This window comes from Labrys sp. ALF-8, from assembly GCF_059699065.1.
In genome coordinates this window covers 1,337,664-1,355,290 of sequence record NZ_AP048538.1, presented here as the reverse complement: position 1 = coordinate 1,355,290, position 17,627 = coordinate 1,337,664, and the positions used below count along the sequence as shown (strand labels likewise).

The following is a 17,627-nucleotide window of genomic DNA, read 5'->3' as shown; positions in this document are numbered from 1 at the left end:
GGCTTACTGCGTCTGCCCGAGAAGCGTGGCGCGATTGACGTTCGAACCAAACCCGGCATCGCCAAGCCCGCCAGTCAGGTTGGTCTGGTCGTTGCCATTGTTGCGCAGCTTCTTGATCGAGGCCTGCACTGCTGCCTGGTTGGCATCATCTGCACGATTGGGTATTGGCGGCGGCTTGGGCGGATCAATCTTTGGGCTGGAGAAGCACATCAGTCTGTTTCCTTTGGCGCGTGGCCGCGAACGTGAGAAAGTCGACGCCACCAGCGCCGTAATCGTAGGCGGTGCCTTCAAGACGAAATCCCAAGCGAACCAACCATGCATGGCTGACATCGTGATCGATCGACGTCCGCACTTCGATGCGCCGATACCCTTCTGCAATCAGCAGAGGCTTCACGTGACGAAGCATGAAACGTGTGGCGTGCTTCAGAGCTGCAACGCCCCTTGGCGTCATGTATGCCCAGCCTGATCCCAGCCCCGTGTACAGGCTAGCAACCCCAAACGCCGCTACCGGCGCATCATCGATCCATGCCGTCCAGGCGAGGCTGGGAGATCCAGCAAACAGCATGGCGCCTATCTCAGTGTCCGTCGCATTGATGACGGCTCGTATTTCCCTACGATCCTGATCCCGCATGTTTGCGGCAACGAACGTCATGTCGCGGAGAGTGGCGGGGCGGATGGTGATCATCAATAATCGAAAGGATCGTCCTCTTTGACAGGCTCAGCCCAGGCAATGCCGCGCAGCTCGGGAGCAGCGACAGGCTCAGCAAACGTCAGCGCCAACGCATCGCCTATGTCGGGCGATGGAATGCCGCGCAGCTTCATGTCCGACTTCTTCTCCAGCACAACGCGATTGGCATTGTCGTAGCTGTACTGTGGAGAAACCAGATCCCGTGTCAGTTCCTCGGCATGCTGGCTATCAGGGATCGAGCCACGATCCTTCAGCCAAGAGCGCATCTCGCCCCACATCTCAGCGCGCTTGTTGAGGTAGCGATCCGAGGCATTGGGCTTGCCGCCTGCCTGAACTTCCACAACGCGATAACCCAGCATTCTCAGCCGGTCGACCACGCCGCCGCCAACACCAGCGCCATCAACGAACACAGCGTCTGGACGCTTTAGTGCGGACTCCTCTGCGACCATTGCCGCAAGCTGCTGCGTGTCCATTCCGCGGAAGACACGGATACTCTCGACAACATCGTTGCGCGTCAGGATCACGCTGCGGTCATCACCAAACCTGGCAACGTCGATGCCCATCACTCTTGCACCACCCGGCCTATCGTGAACTCGCTTCCGAGCGGTATCGACAAGATCGGTAGGTATGAACTGCACCACGTCAGGAGCTTCGAAGCTGCACTCCATTTCCTGCGCAATGACAGGAGCCGGCATGTCCTTCGTCATCTCGTCGATTTCGCTCTGCGCCAGCAAGCCGCTTTCGCTGGCCTTGAGCGTCATTGTGAACCAGGCATCGTCCTTTTCGGCCCGGCGGAACTGATCGTAGAACCAATCTCTGCCTTTGGGCGTACCGATGAACACCGCGAAGCCGTGGCGATCAGCGAGGGCAGGGCGGATAACTTCCTCCCACATCGCCTTTTTCATCTGCGCTGGCTCGTCTAGAGCAACACCGTCCAGATAAATGCCACGCAGGCTGTCAGGATTGTCGGCACCAAAGAGTCGAATACGGCGGTCGCCTGGAAGATCGACGCGGAGTTCGGCCTCGTTCACCGTGCGACCTGGGATAACCGCCGTGTAGCGCTTGAGGTAGTCCCAGGCGATGTTCTTGGCCTGGCTGTAAAGCGGCGCGATATAGGCGTAGCGGGGGGCCGTCTTCTCACAGCGAAGTGCCGCGTCGATCAGATCGTTGATGGTCGATACCGTCTTGCCAGCACGGCGATGGCAAACGAGGACGGCGAAGCGGTGCTTGCGACGGTGGAAGGCGTGGAAGGCTTGGCGGGCGCGATAGCCAGTCTCAATCACCGTCACGCGGGACACCGGTTACGATGGTGAAGGCAACATCGCCACTGTGTTCCTGCTTCTCAGCAAGGCCAAGTTCACGAGCAATGATATTGGGATTCAGCAGGTCAGCCGCCGCGCCCGTAAACTTCTGCGTTCGGATGATTTCGTCAATGCGCGTGGTGATGTCAGAAAAACCTTCACGCGATTTATACTCTGTCCAATTTTGAAGACTGATATCGAGAAAGATGCAAAGGCCTGTGATGGTCATGGCCCGCATCTTCGGTAGGCTCTCGACTTTCACCATGCCCTGAAATGCAAACGCCTTAGCCTCGTAGAGCGGATTCTCCTCGACCCAATCGAAGTACTCGACGCAGGCCGCCCACAGATCCTCCGGCGAGGCGAATATCGGATTGCGCCCGTGGGTGCTCCTGGCCTTCCAGAACTGGTTTCCGATGGGAGCAGCCATACGCAAGGCCTCAAAAACAAAAACCCGCCTCGGCTTTCACTGGGCGGTGGGGTTACGGAGAACGGTGCCTCCGTCATATTCGTATTCTCGCCAGTCGATGAAACCGACAGCCTCTGTCTTCTCTTCCGGCTCGTTGAGGCGGGGAAGAACGAAGCCCTTGCCGGGATTGCGGTAGATGCTCTGTCCCTTGCGCTCTGTGCGGCGGATGGGTTTGGGCTTCGGATGCATGCTACCTCAAAACAAAAACCGCCCGAGCTTGATGCTGGGCGGTGTCTACCTGCACGTAGCGGGTAGGGGTTAAGAAGTTCATGCGGACTAGACCACTCGCTACCCACCCCGGTTCGCTCTTGGCGCGGTGGTCGAATATGTGGGGTCGGCCCATATATACCACCGTTGGCCTAGTCGCTTACGGGCCAAAGCCTTGTCCGTCTGCCGCATGAATTGGAACTTACAGGGCGCCTCTCCCTGATCAAGGGCGACTACCCCAGCGCTCAACCTTCCCTTTCGCTACCTACTTGGGGGTTTGTGCGGATTAAAAGCGCCCGAACCTTCCGGCTGGGCGCAAATCTGAAAATGATTAAAATGACATATGAATCAACGCGCTTCGGCTGTCAAGCGGCCCTCTTGTTTGCCACCAGAAATTCACGATAAACCGCATTCAGGCCAATGCGAAGATCACCGTACATGTGATGCAAGCCCTCTGTACCGCGTTCTAGGATATGATCGAAGGCAGCCATGATGGGGGACCGTGCTTCAATGCTGGCCCTATGCAGGCACTGGCGTATCGAGGACCATGCTGCCTTGGCATTGTCGCACCAGCGGGCATAGGCAGCAGGATCGCTCGAAGTGGGCTGCTCGTGCGGTTGCCACTGAGCCCCAGGCGCTTTCACAGCCTGCAGATATTCGTTCCGGCGATGGCAGTACCATTCCGCGGCTTGCCACTGATCGTCGTTGATATAGCCCTGTAGCCTTAGAAGGCCCTGCGGAGTCCCTACGTTGGGTTTTCCTGTTTCGGGCTTCCCATCTACCAGATCTTCCTTCAAGCCCGTCCTGCGCATGCGAGCGGCGATTGCAGTGGCCTTCATTTCACGCTCCGTGAGTTCTGTGCGTTGACGGACTTCTGTGATGCGACGCGAAGCCCTGCCATTGGGCTCGCGGACGACGATTTTCTTTTTGCGCAGACGCTTGGCCATGGGGTTAGTCCTTTGGAAGGGGCTTGACAGCCATAGCGGCTTCGAAACCATCCTTGAAAGCCTCATCGATGAAAGTCTGAAGAGAGCGATATCGGAGCTCTTTGTTTTCTGCTTCCAGCGTGTCAATCTTGCCTTGCATCTGCCAAAGAATTTGCACGAGGTAGGGAACTCGCTCTTTGGGTGGCAGATCAAACAGCTTCTCAGCTCCAATCGGACGCGGCTTCCAACGCTGCGAATTTTGAGTAGTGGTCACGCTCATTTCGTCTCCTTGGATGGCTTGAGTCGGACGGCGAATTCGAGTTCCATAAGCCGCTTCTCGCTCGCCTCCATGATGTCCAGTTGCTTCACGATCATGCGGAAGGCATCGTTGACAGCCCAATCCGTTCGCATGGCTTCGAAGAAATTGGCAGGCAAGCCCAGGCGTCGAGCATGGCGATTGAGGTCGTCGAGGTAATCAGCCATGCCCTCACCCTCCCTTGCTTTCGCAGGGCGAGGGGAGAGGTGAGGCGGCGATCATATCCTCCCACACGATCTCACAAATTTCTTTCATGCCTTCATCACCCCACCAAGGCGCCCAAAGCATCTCTTTGGTAGGTTTTATCGGCACCACCACAAGCCCCTCGCTCTCCAGGCTCTCTGCCAGGTCGAGTATCGTGTCACGGGCGGCGCGGCGGTCAGACACTACAAACGTGATGTGCAGGCTGGCCTCGCCATCGTATTTCGCATACTGCCGCTTCTCCTCGCGAAGCAGCTCCTCGATCGACATCTCGTCGTAGCTCTTGCTCATGCCGAGTCTCCCTTACGATCTGGAAACTTGATTGGCCTGGGGTGCACCAATATTTCCAAGCACAGGAGGACGTCCTCATCGCAGATGTAGGCTCCCGGGCCGGCGATGAGCTTGCTAACTTCGTGCTGACTTTTGCCGCAGAACGAGCAGTAGCAAGTTTGATCCGGTGCCTTCGGATTGGGTATGGCTTTGCTCATCACGCAGCCTCTGCTTTTGATGGTGGGGTGGGGGATTTCTTGTCACCGATGCAGTTCTTGGCGAAGACGGCTTGGAGAGCGGCGGCAAGTTCTGCCTTTCTGGAGGCAGGTACCGATGCATTTTCTCTCAGGCGCTCCGCTTCAGCTTCTCGCCTGGTGCGCTCGTCAAGCATCCATTTCGCACGGTGTGAGATCAGACGGCGACGGTTCATTGCTCCGTCTAAAGCCTCCTTCACTTCGGCAATTGACGGGGGAAATTTCAAACGGGAAGGAAGTCCGCGCACGGGATCAATTGCTTGGCGGCCGATAGATGCTGGATACTCGGCAAAAAGAGCGCAAAGCGCCGTCGAGAAGATATCCGGGTCGTCAAAATCAGCCTTGCGATACAGCGACATCAGGCCCCGAACTAAGCCTATCGCCTCGCTACCTGTGGCCAATTGCTGGCCTGAAGACGCCGAAATCAGAGCTCTGCAGTCCTCCTCCGCCAGAAGAACCGTCGTTTGGTTCAGGACAGTAGGACGGCTGATCTGGTCTGCCAGAGACGACAGCTTCGAGGCGGTCGAGAGATTCAAAGATACCGGAAGGTTTGCCATTTTTCACCCGAGGGCCGTAGTCATTGAAGTTTCCGCACCAAGTACGCCATGCTGCCAGCCAATCGGCCATACGGTTGCCTTTGGCTGTGTGGTAGTCTTGAAATTTCTGGAACTGCGGTGGGATGGCATGAACTGGCATTCCATGCCGCTGGGCCGCTTCGACGTATTCAGTCGGAGGGGAGGGAAGAATGGCGATCAGGGTCCGTGGGAGCGGTTTGGCTTTCCGCGCCTTCGCGGGAAGAGCCGAAGGCTCCTCTTTCTTCTCTGTATCTGTTTCTGTAATATATGGTGCAGTTGCGTCACGTCCCTGCAACGTTGCATCGTCTTTGCGACGACGTTCCCTTAGTTTACGGGAACGTTCTGTGCTGTTGTCGCTCTCGAATTGACGGCGCTGCCAGGCCGCAACAATGCGGCCATCGATCATCCCCAGTTCCTCGAAAGCGGAGAACACGGCTTCGATCGAGGCTACAGGCTCACCAAGGGTAACTGCCACCCTGCGAGGAGTTGTATCGAAACTTCCCTTCTCCTGGGCCGACGCGGCGCTCTCAAGGATGGTATGCCACGCTGCGATTGCTACCGCGCGCGAACAGCCGGCAACCAGCGCAGCTTCTGCGAGCTTTGGGTCCGTTACGGTTCCTTCATAGGCGCGATACCATCTGCTCATTTCAGCTTCCCGCCGTAAGCAATGACGGTATTCTTGACGCCAAGCAGAGTCTCATCGGGGCGGCTGAAAATATCTGACCCTGTAAATCGAATGATGCGATGCACGCCGAGGTTCTTTAGATCTCTCTCGCGCGCTATCTCCTTGAAATAGTTCCGGTGAAATTCTTCTCCGTCGCATTCTATAACAACAACTGCCATGTCCGATGGGCGCATTATTCTAAGCGCAAAATCTACGCGATAGCGGCCTATTTCACATTGTGGGATGATGGTCGTATTCTCATCGAAGGCATTGCGGATAAGGCGATGCATCTCCGTCTCTATCGGGCTTTCATGCTGCCCAATCTCATCCCAGTCATCAACATATTCGGCGGTGCCGTCTGGAAGACGAACTATTTTCTGTGGCATCCTACTCATTTGCGCACCACCGGCGGCAGGCCGTGCCGTTCGGCGTAGACGCGGACGCCGTACATCACAGTGGTGTGGTCTTTGCCGCCGAGATATCTCCCTATTTCTGGAAATGAGATGTCCGGGCGCTCGCTGGCGATGGTGTAGTAAGCCTCCATCCTGGCTTCCACCAATGGGCCAGTTCGTCGGCAGCTTCTGAGCATATCGATCGACAAGCCGTGGGCCGACGCTATGTCAGCAAGAATCTCAGCGACCTTGCGTTTGCGAGGAGTGATTTGCTCTACCTGTTCGATATCGACGACCACAGGAGCGAGGCTGTCGTAGGCAAGGCGATATTTGCTAAGCGCCTCGCGGGTCTTGGCAGCCTGAACTGCCTCCCTCAACTGGCGCTCTTGCTCAAGTCTGAATGACTCTTTGGCTTGAATAGCGGCGAGGCGCTTTGCCTCTTCCTGCTCCTGCTTCGAACGCCTGAAGGCAATGGCAGCGGCGGCAATTCGTGCCCTGGCATCACGGGGATTGGTGACACGGATTTCTGACGGGTCTATCCGGAATGGATTATACATCAGGCGGCGCTCCTGATGATGTATGCACCATCCTTGATGGCTTCCAGGTTGGCGTAGACGACCGCCTCACTGAGACGAAGGTTCTTTGCAATGGCGAAGGTATCGAAGCCGCGGCACCACATTGCAGATGCCTTTTTGATCTGGATGTAATTCATGCTGCGGCCTCGCGCTGCTTGAGAAGGCGGATAACTTCGGCCTCAATCGGCTTAAGTTGGTCGTATAGGAGCGCTGTCTGTTCTAGGCAGATCGCCATTTCCTGCTTTTGAGAGGGAGAAAGATCGGACGGCTTGATCGCGCCAGTTGCGAGCTTGCGGGCGGTCCTGACGAATTGAGCGCGGACGCCGTAGGGTCGAAGGCGCTCTTGAGGTGTTGGGGCCTCTCTCATGGCTCGCCAGCCCAATAGTAGGTCTGGCTGAAGCCAGCGAAGAGTCCGTCCTCAGATGGTTTAATCTTGCCTTTGGCGATTAGCTCAAGCGGTGCTTTCTGACCGCACTTCTTGCGCGTGTCAGAGCAAAAGAACAGGAGCATATGGTTGGCCCTGGCGTCCTCATCTTCACTCACTTCGGTAAAGAGGTAGGCGCCGCGCCTGAGCCGGGCGGCAAGGATGCGAGCATGGTATGATAGTTCGTGTTTGACCTTTTCCATCTTAGGCATGGCGCTTGACTTCCCTGCTGAAGGGGCGACTAGGAAACCGAAAACGGCTCTTCGGCCTTAGGCCGTGATGCTTCTGGTAGATGCGATCGGCCTTGGCGATGTCGTGAACGTCTTTTGAAGTCTTAACCCGATGACACTTGACGTGAGCCAGGCGCAGATTGTCGTCACTGTCATCTCGGGAGAACGCCCATGGAATGACGTGCTCGATCTCCCAAGCCTCGCCTGCCTGTATCTTGCCTTCGCACAGGTAACAGCGGCCTTCGTGGAGACTGAATAGGCGTCCGCGTTCTTTGGCGTTGAAGCTCTTGCGTGTCATGCCGCCCTCCCAGGATGAAGGGAGTCTGAGCAGCTACGGCACAACCAACTGTCGAAGATCGCTTTGTTATGGCAGAAGTCGCAAAGACGGATGTCGCGGATAGCCGCACGTCGCCAACTGCTCGCTGCCTTATAAACATCGCGCGCGCTAACCCGCCCGCAAGGGAATGGGGTTCTCGCCCACATAATGTGTTCGACTAAGTCGTCATCAGCATCGGGAATGACGGCGCGAACAATTTGCAGAGCATTAGTCATGCTGCCCTCACTTCAGCAAGAACGCGTGGCTGGACGCCGATCAGGCAGGCGCAATAGTCGAGCACGGCGTTCTTGCTGCGCTCGAATTTCTCGCGGCCCATCGATCTGGTAGACTGGCTGTGAGCGGTGCGAACGAAGACAACAGCATCGCGCACCACACAGACGGCGTAGGTATCGAGAGCCTTGATGGTGGCGACCGTGCGGATCGCCTCAGCCTTTGAGGCGCTCGCGATCTGCATCTCGTTGCAATAGCCTGTGGCGCAAAGTGCAGCCTTGCGCAGATGCTCCACGCTGAGATAACGCTCGGCTATATCCTCTGGCAGGTTGTGGAACGCCTCGTTGAGCATCGCAAAATATGCACGATGCGATTTGGCCGAGCGCTCCTCGATAATATCGATGCGGTAGCGCTCGCCGATCACATAGGCGTTGTCACATTCCTTGGCGTAGCGAGGCAGCGGAGCGAAGGCTTCGCCGTCCCAGGTGGCAATGAGGGGCGCGGTATCCATCGCATCACCCCGCCATCAGAATGTCATGAGGGATGCGCGGGACCGCAAGCGATGGCAGTTGGTAACGGCGCACCTTGTCTACCGTCTCCGCCAACTCATCGTTGAAGCGGTCGACTGCCTTCGCAAGGTTGGCGATATACACGTCATCGCGGTATGCGCGCTTGGCGAACAGCGGCAGCTTGGGCCAGTAGACCCCGATGTCGATCCATTCACGCTCCGCAACCCAAAGCGCGCCTTGGCATTGGGCCTTGTGCTCGGCCGGAAATTCTCCGCGAAGCAAGACGTCGATGAGCAGATGAGGCAGCTTGGTCTTGATCTCCAACATACCGTCATTGCCGATTAGGCTATCTGGGCTGCACCCCTTCGCTCCGGAACGGATGAACCCGACCTGGTCCAATTCTGCGTCGAACATGAACGAATACAGACTGCGCGCTTCCGGCTCCATTTCCTTGCCGCGCTCCATATGGGCGTTGGAATAGCCCTCCGATAACTCGCCAGTCAGGATCTCCCCGGCCAGTTTGAGCATATAGGTACGTCGGGTCTTGCTCTCAGCGCCATTTCGCCCTGACGCCATAACGGTATCGAACTCAGAGGCCGTAGGAATGCCCATGCGGGCCCGCAGCCATTCTTCCGTTCCCTGCTCGCAGCGGATGACCTCAACCATGTTGGCCATCCTTCGCCTTGGCCTTCTCACTCCGCGCCTTGATGATGCTCATCACAGCGTCGAACTTGTCGGCGAAAATCCCCTCAAGTTGAGGCAGGTTGAGATGCTCCAGCAGTTTCTCTTCGCTGGCGCCACTGGCCTTAAGAGCCGAGCGAATGGCAGTGAGTTGAAGTTCGCTCAGGAATTCGCGATCCGTCCGTCCAGCAGCGTTGCCATCATCGTCATCGCGCTTGGTGGCGATGTCGAAGATCATAAGTTTGAGATACCGGCGCCCGTAGCTGATTGTTGAACCGAAAGCATGGGTTGCCGTCTTATTGGCGTTACCCTTCATGCCGGTGCCGTCGATCGGGATATCGGCGTGATACGTCTTCGCGAAGCCCGCCTCGTGAGACAACTCAGCGACGATGCGATAATGGCCGGCGATTGGGCAATCAGCCGTGTCGTAAGTCAGGCCAAAGCCGTACTTGGTCTGGATGGGCGTGATTGCATCTGCGATGGCCTCAAGCGTCGCGTACTTCGACTTCGTTTGATCATTGTCGGCGGTGCGCGCCACCGGCTTCATTTCGGCCTGTGCGGCAGAGAGGGCAGCGAAGAAGGCCTTCTTAGCGGATGCCGCCTCGATCCGCTCGCGCATCTCCAGAAGCTGCATCAGCTTCGTGATGTCAGCGTTGGGATTGAGCGCAACGCGCTCGATCATTTGGATGACGGCGGCGCTTTCCGATGCGGCCGGCGCCAACTGGACGGCGGTCTCTTCCTTGGTAGCGATTGCATTGCTCATCGAACTTCCTCCACGCGAAGATCGCGCTGCTTGCGCCGGCTGGCGGCGACTTCTGATTTGAGTTTGGTGATGACTGCCTCCTGGAGACGGCGCTCCCAAAAGGCGGGGTTCTGGTGACGGGACTTCTTCCAGGCCACCATGTCTTTGAGGTCGGAGATGGTAATCTTGCGCGTCATCAAACGCCCCTTTCCGCATCGCAGACGGGTCGGATCACGGCCTGGCACTCGCCTTCGACGCGATGGTCGCGGATGGCGTGGACGGCCCATGCAAGGCTATCGTCCTCAATGACCGCGTGCTTCGTCAGTAGGTCGGATACACCCTTGAGGCGGTTATCGACGTCGCCACGGATCTTGGCGGGTAGGTAGACGAAAAGCTCGTACCAGCCCTCGATGGAAGCCGGGCGCTGCCGGTTGAGATGCAGTCCAGCCTCTTCAAGCCAAGCCGCATAGCGGGGCGTCGTAACGCGGCGCCGGCCGGCATTGGCGAACAGGTTGTTCAGGGAAGGCGGTATCGGCAGATTGATGACGATGCTGTTCATATCGTCGCCTCCTGCTGGAGACCGGCATAGAACTCAGCGTAGGTGACCTGCTTCGATGTGCCATCTGTCAGACGGATGTGCATCTTGTGGTCTGGCGGGAAACTGTCCGCCTTCAGACCGGTGCCGAATTTCTTAACCATGCCGGCGGCTATCGCCACATTCTCGGCATGGGCTTCTGGAGTGATCATGCCGAGTGCAGCCAGTTCAGCGGACTGCTCAACGTGCTCTGCCATGCTATCGTCCATGCGCTCTTGGCGGGTTGTGCGCCGACGCTCCGGACTGGCATGATCATTGCTACGCGTGGCGCGCGGCGCGCGATCGGAAATTTCCACGAAGATCTCAGCAACGAGTGCATCGTGCTCTTCAATCTCAGTGCCCTTGCCGTCCGCATACTTCTGACGGAGTTTGATCGCAGCCTGCGCAGCCTTGCATTCGGCTTTTCCGTTGGCTTCGCGGTACGCGCTGAACAGTTCGCGCTTGTCGCCCTGCAGTTCTTCAATCTGCCGGTCGATATCGTCTATGGCGGAGGCAAGCTGCTTGCGGTTCATTTCGTACGCTCCTGGAGAAGGCTCTTCATTCTCTCGATTTGCTGCGCCAACGCCGCCATTTCGCCGTCACCAACTCGACGAGTGCTTTCATCAACCAGCGCAAGGGTTGCCTCCAATCGGCCAATCTCGGCTCGCAGTTCATTCGCGACTGCGTTATTCAACCGTGCCCAAAGATCGACCGGGATCGACTTCAGGCGCCCGCGTTTAAGGTTCTGCAGCGTGCCTGTCGTGATGCGCAGTTTGCGCGCGATCACTCCTTCACTGTTTTGGCGGGCCAGCACCTTGATTAGGTCCTGACTCTGCTCGACGTATGCAGCACTCATCATTTTCTCGTGTGGCTGATTTAGCCGGGAAGACTGTATGATCTGTCGGTCCATCTCGTGCTTTCCTTCAGTGAGGAAAGGGGATGGACATGAAGCCGATAGGAGCGCTTGCCTGGAAGATCTTGCAGGACGTCCGGCGAGCGCGAAAAGAATTCGAAGGGGCCGAGCGGCGCGAACCGCCCGGCCAAGTTGCGAGCCCCGGCCTTGTCAAAGGGCAGAGGGTCAAAGTTTCCCGGGAGGGAAAGGAAGGCCGTCATTCAGGCCACCGATAGAGGTGTTCCGTCACCTCGTTCTCGGTTGCGCGGATGAAACGGCAGACTGCGAGCGCGACCAGGCCACTTACGAAATACGTCGCGACAATGCCCAGTAGGATGCCTGCGTAGAAGTGTGGGTCGCTGAACATGCTAGTATCCTCGATCGGAAATCGGCGGGTTCCCTGCAGTCGGCTTGACCGGCACGAAGAACACCGCCGCGAACCAGACGAGGCCGAACAAGATCAGGATGGAGAGGGCGTATTCGGTGAGGGGGCTCATGCGGCGCTCCTGTTGGCGTGGGCCAGAAGTTCACGGGGGCTGATTGAGCCTCCGGACCAATCCACGATCTCGGCGATGATCTCCGGCGACGGCGTGACTATCCGGCGGCGGTACCTACCGATGAGCGTCTGATCGCGCTTGAGCCGGGCTGCGGCTTCAGCGTCTGTGATCTTCTGAGCGGAGAGGAATTCATCGAATGTCATGCTCAGCAATCTGCATGTGATGCATATGCATGTCAAGCAGATTATGCATGAGATGGCATGGACGACTCTTTACCGTGGGGCATGATTGCTGCATGCCTCCTGTTCCCAAACCAAAGCGCCATCGTCAGCCAATCTTCGTGAAAGAGTGGCGGCAGTACCGTGGCAAAACTCAAGCGCAGGTAGCCGAATTCATCGGTATCGACACAACAACCTACGGTCGTACCGAAAACGGGAAGTTGCCCTATGGCCAGGATTTCCTTGAATTGGCCGCTGAATATCTCATGTGCGATCCGGTCGATCTCTTAATCCGCAAGCCGGGATCGGAGTCACCGTGGTCGATTGTCGATAGCTTGAAGAAAGCTCCTCCGCGCAAGCAGGAAGAGATAAAGGCCGTCGTAGAAACGATGCTGAAAACCGGCACGGGTGATTGATGCCCCGCATAACCTACTTCGTCGTCCTTCCCTTCATCCGCACCGAAGACGGCGAGCTGGTGCCGCTCGAGGCGGAGGAAGCGCCATCCCGAAACGTGGCAGAGGTGCGCGCCCAGATGAAAGTCGGGCGAGTGAGGGATGATGAGACGATCGTCGGCGCCATAGCCTTTTCCAGGACCGGCGATCCGCAGTTTGGGGACTTTGACGATGCTGTGGTGCTTGCGAGGTTCGGGGAGACGCCGGAGGGGGTGGAATAAAAAGGGGCAGCCGAAGCCGCCCCTCTCTAAATCAGGCCTTAGCCATAGCCTCTGCTTCCGGGAACTTGTGGCGCTTGACCACTTCGTTCACGCGGCCTGGGTTGACATCCAACAGAGCCGCAATGCGGTTCTGAAACATGCCATCCATGAAGAGCTTCCATATAAGAATGGCGTCAGCCAGGGTGAGCCTGCGGCTCGGGGTACGGCCAATTTTCATGGCGTTGGTTTCCTATAAAAGGGCCCAAGCCAGGGTTGACACCGAGAGCGAATAAGATGATGGTCACCAAGTGATCACACTCCAATTCTGACCCGGTGCCTTCCAAGCTGTGGGTCTGGTTGATAATGGCCCGGGTTGCGTCTCACCGCTTCCCGGGTTTCCTTTGTCGCCACGAATCATTTCGCGCCGACAGCGTTGATCTTGCTGATTCTGTAGAGCTGGAGTCAATTGCGAGGGCGGCTTTCTCTACAGCCGTCAACTCCCCGCTAACAAATATCCAAAGTCATTTTTAACCCGCCCCACCAGGCGGGTTTTTTGTTGCGTGAAAATCAATATGCATGAGATGCAGATAATGCTTGACATGCAATATGCATGTGATGCAGATTGATCCCATCACCACCGGGCAGCGCCCTAACAGGAGATGGAAGATGGCCGCAATCCAGTACGCAGCATACGGCGAGATCGACGCCATGGTCGCTGAAGTCGGCGCACACGTCATGCCCCGCGAATGGCTGGATGAATACGGCTTCAAATATTGCTGCATGCCAGTTGGCGACGAGCCGTACGACACCGAGTTTTTCACAAGCCTTAGCGACGCTCAGCAGTGCGCTTTCGATATCGCGGAGCATTCAGAATGCCCCGTGTCTCGCGTTCGCTGAACCCACACCCTGCGCATTGCGGTGCGCAGCAGTGAGTTCACGCAACCACCGGGCAGCGCCCGAAAATGGATGGGACAGATGGCTACCCCCAAGATCAAGACTTCCGGATTTGCCAGCATCGACGTGACTGCCGGCCGCAAGGCTTTGGCAAAGGTGTTGAAGGGGAAGAACACCTCCGGACCTGCAACAGAAGGCTTCCCGATCCGGATCATTGGCTACGTCACCAGCACGAATAGCCGTGACGATGGCGTCTCAATCGAATTCGGCATCGACATCATCGACTTCAAAATTTCACCGCTTCAGCAAATTCCCTGAAGGAGAGCGTGATGGCCGACCTTACCCAAGCTTTCAGTGATCTTCCCATCATCCATATCGGCGGCATGACAACTGCAACGGTCGACGGCGCTGCGTATATCGACATGCGCTCGTCTCCCCGCGATTGGGAAGTAGTGGAGATCAAGCTAAACACGTGGGTACCGGGTGTGTGCAAGAGCCACTTCGTTACCCTGAAGCCGGATGACCTGTGGTTCTTCGAGATTGCCAACGCGATTGCGATCAATCTCCCTCTTGGCCACGCCATCGAGACCGGCCTTGCCGCCTACTACGGCCGCCCTTCCGCCTACGACGCCGGCCGGCAGCGGCAGGAGGCGGCGTGATGCTTTCTTCCGCCGATATCGATCGTATCACCCTGGCGGTTTACCGCGCTCGTCTGGACGCTCATTGCGCTGGCGACGCAGACAAACAGATCGAGAATGACAAAGACACCGGCCAGAAGCAGGCGCGACGGTCCCTGTCATACCGCCCGGTCGTGATCGAAACGCTGGTCCAGGCAGGCGTCTATGAGCGGCCGGTACAGCTTAATCCGCACGAGCGTAAGAAGCTGAAGGAACTAAGCGCATGACATGCCCCACGACACCAACGGAGCTACCCATGAGCGCTGAGCGGATGACGAAACGGGAAGACGGGTTTTACTGGGTCTGTGTCGACTCCCAAACTTGGGAGACCGCCGAGTTTCGAGACGGCGAATGGGCTGTGTTGAATATCCGTCGACCCGTCACTGACGGTGAACTTTTCGAAATCGGAGATCGGCTTATTCCGCCAGCCTTCCCCGACCGTCAGCAGCTCGACCTCTCCAAAGAAGAGGAGCGCGGCAATGACTGAGACGAAGCGGACGCCAATGCAGCGCCTTCTCTACGCTGCTGGATGGGATGCGGGAAGTATCCGCCACAAGCAGCTTCAGGGTGCTTTAGACGGAACGCAGCTGCAGATCGTTGAGAACCATTCTGAACGCGCAGGATGCGACCCATTTGAAGGAGGCCCAGATCTCTCTGATGACGTTAAGCTTCATCGTGAGCGCATTAAAGATCTCATGAACCAACTCGCCGCGAAGGATGCGGAGATCGAGCGGCTAAGAGTGTCCTTGCTCGATGAAACCATGATGCGCTTGGACGCTGAGGCCCAACTCGCCGCTGCAACCAAGCTGCTGAAACGCTTTGGTGCTGTCGCGGAGTGGGTCGAAGGTGAGGGAGACAGCGTGTTTGTAAGTTGCGCGTCCGGCGGCAAGTTTATGATTGGAGAGAAACCGTTTTCGGAAGTAACCGCCTTCCTCGCCTCCAACCCCACACCGGAGGACGCGGGATGAGCGAATTGTCAGCGTGCAAATGTCATGGCGAAGCTCTCAAATATGAAAGCCACATTAGGATTGATCGCCCAGAATATAGGGTTGGATGTAGTCTGGCCCCTCGATGCCCCGCCTCCACCGCCTGGTACCCCGCGCAAGCCGAGGCCGCAGCGGCGTGGGAGAGGCTACAGGGGACAGGCGGCGAAGCTGACACGGCGGGCCTTGCCGACAGCTTGAATGACATATCGTACAAGGATTTCATGCCGTACGCCTATCGGGGCATCTTGCGTGCGTCGGCCAAGGCTCTCTCTTCCCGCCCCGCAGATGGGGCGCAAGCGCGGATCGCTGAGCTTGAGGCTGAAATTGCGAAGCTGAAGCAAGTAGTCCGCGACGGGCGCTCCGCCGTTTCGAAGCCTCCAACCCGCGATGCGTACTTAATTGAACAGCGGGAATTGCGCATCGCTGCTTGGGCAGACGTGGCCCGCTCTGCCCTGTCCGCCGCCAGCGCCGGGAAGGGGGAGTGATGGCTCGCATTGATGATGGTGGATACGCTTTCCCAGGCCAGGGCAGCGACAAGAATGGCTGGGACCCCACTTATGGCATGAGCCTGCGTGACTGGTTCGCGGGGCAGGCTCTGGCGGGGCTGCTAGCGGCGAACGCAACGTACTCTGGCAGGACAGATAACAGAGAGGCTATGGCGACAGACGCCTTCGCGCACGCCGACGCCATGCTGAAGGCTAGCGCCGCCCAGAAGGAGCAAGCCCGTGAAGATTGATGAGAAGGCGCTGGCTGAACGCCTAGCTGCAGAAATTCCAGTGGCTGAGAAGGTAGTACCCGATGGAGGGCGCATACTTGTGCCAATTTCTATCGACGAGCTTCGGATGTGCATCGCCTGCCTCGAAGCCGCCAAGCCCCAGCCAGCCGCGCCGGAGGTGGTGGCGTGGGAATGGCGCTGGCGCGACATACTCGACCGCGCACCATGGCTCCCCGTCAAAGAAGGGGAAACGCAGCGCATCGAGTTTCGCCGCTCCCGCGCCGCACTCTCAGGAGCCACCCATGACCACTGAGACCGAGCCGAGACGCCAAATGACAGTGCGAGAAAGGGCATGGTGGAAGGAATTGCGGTCCGTGCTTCGCCGCATGCCAAAGAACGTCGAGGTACAGGCCAGGATTGGTGAGATCGGTATTGCGCCAGTTGGATCGCGAGAGAAGTGCTTCGATCGTGATGGCGAGACTGACAACTTAGACCAGTACGAGTGGGACAGTTTTTCTGTTGCTCGTTTCGATGGAAGGGACAACCATCTATGAGCGCCGCTGAGACCGAGAAGGCGAAGATACCGGCTGAGATTGTGGCGGAAGGAGAGTGGTGCGAACTCGACGACTGCCCCGAGGGGTTGTTTGTGACTGAGCGAGGATACTACGGCTTTATGACGGAGTATTCGACTGTGGTGCGCAACGGCACCTTCATGCAGCGAGACGCCTACGTTGTCGAAAGCGGGGAGTATTTCTGGGGAGGCACAAGCGATCCTCTGGAGCGTGCAAAACTGAGAGTGCGACCTGTAGCCATCGCCCAAGCCCTATCCGCCCCGCCCGCCAGACCGTCGCAGATAGACCCTGACTGGCGCAAGCGCTGCAAGGAACTCTGGCAGAAATTGAGCCGAGACCAGATGATGCGGCAGAACGACCCTGTCGAGACGATCATGGAGTTCTACGACACCGTTTGGATGGAAGGATGGCAGGAAGGAGACCGCACACCGGTCCCGACGATGGCAGAGTTGCACCCGGAAGACGCCCCGCCCGCCGCCAGCGTGGGGGAGGTCGAGAAGGCGGTAGAGGCGGTGCAAGCGCTAGATGAGTGTTTAGATGACTACAAAAACGACATACCGCCAAGGCTGTTGTCAGCGCTTACGAATAAGGCCAAAGACATTCGCGCCAGGCTCGCCGCCATGCTCCGCGCCTACGCTGGGAGGGGTGAATGATGGACTGGGCAGAACAACAGGCCCGTGAAGTGGCTCATTCCATGCCGCTTAGCGATATCGGTTCAACGCTTGCGATAAAGGCCGTCGCTGACCTGCTCCGTCATGCCCACGCCACCGGCCACCGCGAGGGGCAAGAGCGCATGCGGGTAGCACTGGAGGCAATGCGCGAAAGCTTGGACGAATGCTATCCGAAAGCACGTGATCATCTGCGTGCTCTGTACGGCGATGAGAAACCGTTTGGTGAGTATCGGCGCTACAACGCAGCAATGGAGGCTTACCGCGCCGCCCTCACGCCGGAAGAACCTGACACGGAGCGGAAGGGATGACAG

The 17,627-nt window shown here is 57.7% G+C and carries 40 protein-coding genes and 1 pseudogene; 13 read left to right on the top strand and 28 right to left on the bottom strand.

The genetic code is table 11. The annotated features are described in order from the left end of the window. Positions 1-3 precede the first annotated feature (3 nt). The 27 genes and pseudogenes from AC6H34_RS26335 to AC6H34_RS26205 all read right to left on the bottom strand — a co-directional run bounded on the left by AC6H34_RS26335 (position 4) and on the right by AC6H34_RS26205 (position 12,134). Entirely contained in the window at positions 4-210 is a 207-nt protein-coding gene (locus tag AC6H34_RS26335) for a hypothetical protein (protein WP_497540760.1), read from the bottom strand. Next, complete coding sequence (locus AC6H34_RS26330) at positions 185-685, bottom strand: hypothetical protein (RefSeq protein WP_497540759.1); 501 nt, start codon at positions 683-685, stop codon at positions 185-187. The genes AC6H34_RS26335 and AC6H34_RS26330 overlap by 26 nt, the downstream gene beginning before the upstream one ends. Next, the gene (locus tag AC6H34_RS26325) at positions 685-1,977 is read right to left on the bottom strand and encodes a hypothetical protein (protein WP_497540758.1); all 1,293 of its coding nucleotides are present in this window, start codon (positions 1,975-1,977) and stop codon (positions 685-687) included. Before AC6H34_RS26325 ends, AC6H34_RS26330 begins: the two co-directional genes overlap by 1 nt. After that, a complete protein-coding gene (locus AC6H34_RS26320) occupies positions 1,964-2,416 on the bottom strand; it encodes a DNA-packaging protein (protein ID WP_497540757.1) in 453 nt (150 codons plus the stop codon). Before AC6H34_RS26320 ends, AC6H34_RS26325 begins: the two co-directional genes overlap by 14 nt. A gap of 36 nt (positions 2,417-2,452) precedes the next feature. Next, positions 2,453-2,644, bottom strand: a complete 192-nt coding sequence (locus AC6H34_RS26315; protein WP_497540756.1) for a hypothetical protein — start codon at positions 2,642-2,644, stop codon at positions 2,453-2,455. A 383-nt stretch (positions 2,645-3,027) separates the two neighbouring features. Continuing rightward, positions 3,028-3,609, bottom strand: coding sequence for a hypothetical protein (locus AC6H34_RS26310; RefSeq protein WP_497540755.1), 582 nt, complete (start codon positions 3,607-3,609; stop codon positions 3,028-3,030). Between the two features lie 4 nt (positions 3,610-3,613). Then, the gene (locus tag AC6H34_RS26305; protein ID WP_497540754.1) at positions 3,614-3,868 is read right to left on the bottom strand and encodes a hypothetical protein; all 255 of its coding nucleotides are present in this window, start codon (positions 3,866-3,868) and stop codon (positions 3,614-3,616) included. Next, a complete protein-coding gene (locus AC6H34_RS26300) occupies positions 3,865-4,071 on the bottom strand; it encodes a hypothetical protein (RefSeq protein WP_497540753.1) in 207 nt (68 codons plus the stop codon). Before AC6H34_RS26300 ends, AC6H34_RS26305 begins: the two co-directional genes overlap by 4 nt. A gap of 4 nt (positions 4,072-4,075) precedes the next feature. Next, on the bottom strand, positions 4,076-4,396 hold the full coding sequence (locus AC6H34_RS26295) for a hypothetical protein (RefSeq protein WP_497540752.1): 321 nt from the start codon (positions 4,394-4,396) through the stop codon (positions 4,076-4,078). Between the two features lie 47 nt (positions 4,397-4,443). Further along, positions 4,444-4,593 (bottom strand): annotated as a pseudogene (locus AC6H34_RS26290) (ClpX C4-type zinc finger protein); the annotation flags it as partial. Further along, entirely contained in the window at positions 4,593-4,988 is a 396-nt protein-coding gene (locus AC6H34_RS26285; RefSeq protein WP_497540751.1) for a hypothetical protein, read from the bottom strand. The pseudogene AC6H34_RS26290 and the gene AC6H34_RS26285, both read right to left, overlap by 1 nt. Before the next feature lie 28 nt (positions 4,989-5,016). Beyond that, on the bottom strand, positions 5,017-5,850 hold the full coding sequence (locus AC6H34_RS26280; protein WP_497540750.1) for a hypothetical protein: 834 nt from the start codon (positions 5,848-5,850) through the stop codon (positions 5,017-5,019). Then, a complete protein-coding gene (locus tag AC6H34_RS26275; protein WP_497540749.1) occupies positions 5,847-6,263 on the bottom strand; it encodes an endonuclease domain-containing protein in 417 nt (138 codons plus the stop codon). The genes AC6H34_RS26280 and AC6H34_RS26275 overlap by 4 nt, the downstream gene beginning before the upstream one ends. After that, a complete protein-coding gene (locus tag AC6H34_RS26270) occupies positions 6,260-6,817 on the bottom strand; it encodes a helix-turn-helix domain-containing protein (protein WP_497540748.1) in 558 nt (185 codons plus the stop codon). The genes AC6H34_RS26275 and AC6H34_RS26270 overlap by 4 nt, the downstream gene beginning before the upstream one ends. After that, on the bottom strand, positions 6,817-6,972 hold the full coding sequence (locus AC6H34_RS26265; RefSeq protein WP_497540747.1) for a hypothetical protein: 156 nt from the start codon (positions 6,970-6,972) through the stop codon (positions 6,817-6,819). Before AC6H34_RS26265 ends, AC6H34_RS26270 begins: the two co-directional genes overlap by 1 nt. Before the next feature lie 226 nt (positions 6,973-7,198). Beyond that, positions 7,199-7,471, bottom strand: a complete 273-nt coding sequence (locus AC6H34_RS26260) for a hypothetical protein (protein ID WP_497540746.1) — start codon at positions 7,469-7,471, stop codon at positions 7,199-7,201. After that, positions 7,464-7,787 (bottom strand): HNH endonuclease, encoded by a 324-nt coding sequence (locus tag AC6H34_RS26255; RefSeq protein ID WP_497540745.1) that lies wholly within the window; start codon positions 7,785-7,787, stop codon positions 7,464-7,466. Before AC6H34_RS26255 ends, AC6H34_RS26260 begins: the two co-directional genes overlap by 8 nt. 250 nt (positions 7,788-8,037) lie before the next feature. Further along, the gene (locus AC6H34_RS26250) at positions 8,038-8,547 is read right to left on the bottom strand and encodes a hypothetical protein (protein ID WP_497540744.1); all 510 of its coding nucleotides are present in this window, start codon (positions 8,545-8,547) and stop codon (positions 8,038-8,040) included. Positions 8,548-8,551: 4 nt separating this feature from the next. Next, positions 8,552-9,211: a lambda exonuclease family protein gene (locus AC6H34_RS26245; RefSeq protein WP_497540743.1), complete on the bottom strand. Its 660-nt coding sequence runs from the start codon at positions 9,209-9,211 to the stop codon at positions 8,552-8,554. After that, complete coding sequence (locus AC6H34_RS26240) at positions 9,204-9,989, bottom strand: ERF family protein (protein ID WP_497540742.1); 786 nt, start codon at positions 9,987-9,989, stop codon at positions 9,204-9,206. Before AC6H34_RS26240 ends, AC6H34_RS26245 begins: the two co-directional genes overlap by 8 nt. Beyond that, positions 9,986-10,165, bottom strand: coding sequence for a hypothetical protein (locus AC6H34_RS26235; RefSeq protein WP_497540741.1), 180 nt, complete (start codon positions 10,163-10,165; stop codon positions 9,986-9,988). Before AC6H34_RS26235 ends, AC6H34_RS26240 begins: the two co-directional genes overlap by 4 nt. Beyond that, positions 10,165-10,527: a RusA family crossover junction endodeoxyribonuclease gene (locus tag AC6H34_RS26230; RefSeq protein ID WP_497540740.1), complete on the bottom strand. Its 363-nt coding sequence runs from the start codon at positions 10,525-10,527 to the stop codon at positions 10,165-10,167. Before AC6H34_RS26230 ends, AC6H34_RS26235 begins: the two co-directional genes overlap by 1 nt. Further along, on the bottom strand, positions 10,524-11,075 hold the full coding sequence (locus AC6H34_RS26225; protein ID WP_497540739.1) for a hypothetical protein: 552 nt from the start codon (positions 11,073-11,075) through the stop codon (positions 10,524-10,526). The genes AC6H34_RS26230 and AC6H34_RS26225 overlap by 4 nt, the downstream gene beginning before the upstream one ends. Then, positions 11,072-11,452, bottom strand: coding sequence for a hypothetical protein (locus AC6H34_RS26220; protein WP_497540738.1), 381 nt, complete (start codon positions 11,450-11,452; stop codon positions 11,072-11,074). The genes AC6H34_RS26225 and AC6H34_RS26220 overlap by 4 nt, the downstream gene beginning before the upstream one ends. Positions 11,453-11,651: 199 nt before the next feature. After that, positions 11,652-11,801, bottom strand: coding sequence for a hypothetical protein (locus AC6H34_RS26215; RefSeq protein ID WP_497540737.1), 150 nt, complete (start codon positions 11,799-11,801; stop codon positions 11,652-11,654). A gap of 1 nt (position 11,802) precedes the next feature. Next, positions 11,803-11,931 carry a hypothetical protein gene (locus AC6H34_RS26210; protein WP_497540736.1) on the bottom strand — a complete coding sequence of 43 codons (129 nt, stop codon included), beginning with the start codon at positions 11,929-11,931 and terminating at the stop codon, positions 11,803-11,805. After that, a complete protein-coding gene (locus AC6H34_RS26205) occupies positions 11,928-12,134 on the bottom strand; it encodes a hypothetical protein (RefSeq protein ID WP_497540735.1) in 207 nt (68 codons plus the stop codon). The genes AC6H34_RS26210 and AC6H34_RS26205 overlap by 4 nt, the downstream gene beginning before the upstream one ends. Before the next feature lie 92 nt (positions 12,135-12,226). Here AC6H34_RS26205 and AC6H34_RS26200 point away from each other — a divergent pair, with 92 nt between their 5' ends. Then, entirely contained in the window at positions 12,227-12,565 is a 339-nt protein-coding gene (locus AC6H34_RS26200; RefSeq protein WP_497540734.1) for a helix-turn-helix domain-containing protein, read from the top strand. Further along, entirely contained in the window at positions 12,565-12,822 is a 258-nt protein-coding gene (locus AC6H34_RS26195; protein WP_497540733.1) for a hypothetical protein, read from the top strand. The genes AC6H34_RS26200 and AC6H34_RS26195 overlap by 1 nt, the downstream gene beginning before the upstream one ends. A gap of 31 nt (positions 12,823-12,853) precedes the next feature. Here the strand turns inward: AC6H34_RS26195 and AC6H34_RS26190 are convergent, their stop codons facing one another. Further along, positions 12,854-13,039, bottom strand: a complete 186-nt coding sequence (locus AC6H34_RS26190; RefSeq protein ID WP_497540732.1) for a hypothetical protein — start codon at positions 13,037-13,039, stop codon at positions 12,854-12,856. 428 nt (positions 13,040-13,467) lie between these two features. Between AC6H34_RS26190 and AC6H34_RS26185 the strand changes: the two genes are divergently transcribed. From AC6H34_RS26185 to AC6H34_RS26135, 11 genes are all read left to right on the top strand, one after another. Further along, entirely contained in the window at positions 13,468-13,698 is a 231-nt protein-coding gene (locus tag AC6H34_RS26185; protein WP_497540731.1) for a hypothetical protein, read from the top strand. Positions 13,699-13,776: 78 nt separating this feature from the next. Continuing rightward, positions 13,777-14,013: a hypothetical protein gene (locus AC6H34_RS26180; protein ID WP_497540730.1), complete on the top strand. Its 237-nt coding sequence runs from the start codon at positions 13,777-13,779 to the stop codon at positions 14,011-14,013. 11 nt (positions 14,014-14,024) lie between these two features. Then, positions 14,025-14,354, top strand: coding sequence for a hypothetical protein (locus AC6H34_RS26175; protein WP_497540729.1), 330 nt, complete (start codon positions 14,025-14,027; stop codon positions 14,352-14,354). After that, on the top strand, positions 14,354-14,599 hold the full coding sequence (locus AC6H34_RS26170; RefSeq protein WP_497540728.1) for a hypothetical protein: 246 nt from the start codon (positions 14,354-14,356) through the stop codon (positions 14,597-14,599). Before AC6H34_RS26175 ends, AC6H34_RS26170 begins: the two co-directional genes overlap by 1 nt. 29 nt (positions 14,600-14,628) lie before the next feature. After that, complete coding sequence (locus AC6H34_RS26165) at positions 14,629-14,859, top strand: hypothetical protein (protein ID WP_497540727.1); 231 nt, start codon at positions 14,629-14,631, stop codon at positions 14,857-14,859. Then, positions 14,852-15,340, top strand: a complete 489-nt coding sequence (locus tag AC6H34_RS26160) for a hypothetical protein (protein WP_497540726.1) — start codon at positions 14,852-14,854, stop codon at positions 15,338-15,340. The genes AC6H34_RS26165 and AC6H34_RS26160 overlap by 8 nt, the downstream gene beginning before the upstream one ends. Before the next feature lie 502 nt (positions 15,341-15,842). Next, complete coding sequence (locus tag AC6H34_RS26155; protein WP_497540725.1) at positions 15,843-16,094, top strand: hypothetical protein; 252 nt, start codon at positions 15,843-15,845, stop codon at positions 16,092-16,094. Next, a complete protein-coding gene (locus AC6H34_RS26150; protein WP_497540724.1) occupies positions 16,084-16,386 on the top strand; it encodes a hypothetical protein in 303 nt (100 codons plus the stop codon). Before AC6H34_RS26155 ends, AC6H34_RS26150 begins: the two co-directional genes overlap by 11 nt. After that, positions 16,376-16,627, top strand: coding sequence for a hypothetical protein (locus AC6H34_RS26145; protein ID WP_497540723.1), 252 nt, complete (start codon positions 16,376-16,378; stop codon positions 16,625-16,627). Before AC6H34_RS26150 ends, AC6H34_RS26145 begins: the two co-directional genes overlap by 11 nt. Then, complete coding sequence (locus AC6H34_RS26140) at positions 16,624-17,298, top strand: hypothetical protein (RefSeq protein WP_497540722.1); 675 nt, start codon at positions 16,624-16,626, stop codon at positions 17,296-17,298. The genes AC6H34_RS26145 and AC6H34_RS26140 overlap by 4 nt, the downstream gene beginning before the upstream one ends. Beyond that, positions 17,295-17,624 carry a hypothetical protein gene (locus AC6H34_RS26135; RefSeq protein WP_497540721.1) on the top strand — a complete coding sequence of 110 codons (330 nt, stop codon included), beginning with the start codon at positions 17,295-17,297 and terminating at the stop codon, positions 17,622-17,624. Before AC6H34_RS26140 ends, AC6H34_RS26135 begins: the two co-directional genes overlap by 4 nt. Positions 17,625-17,627 lie beyond the last annotated feature (3 nt).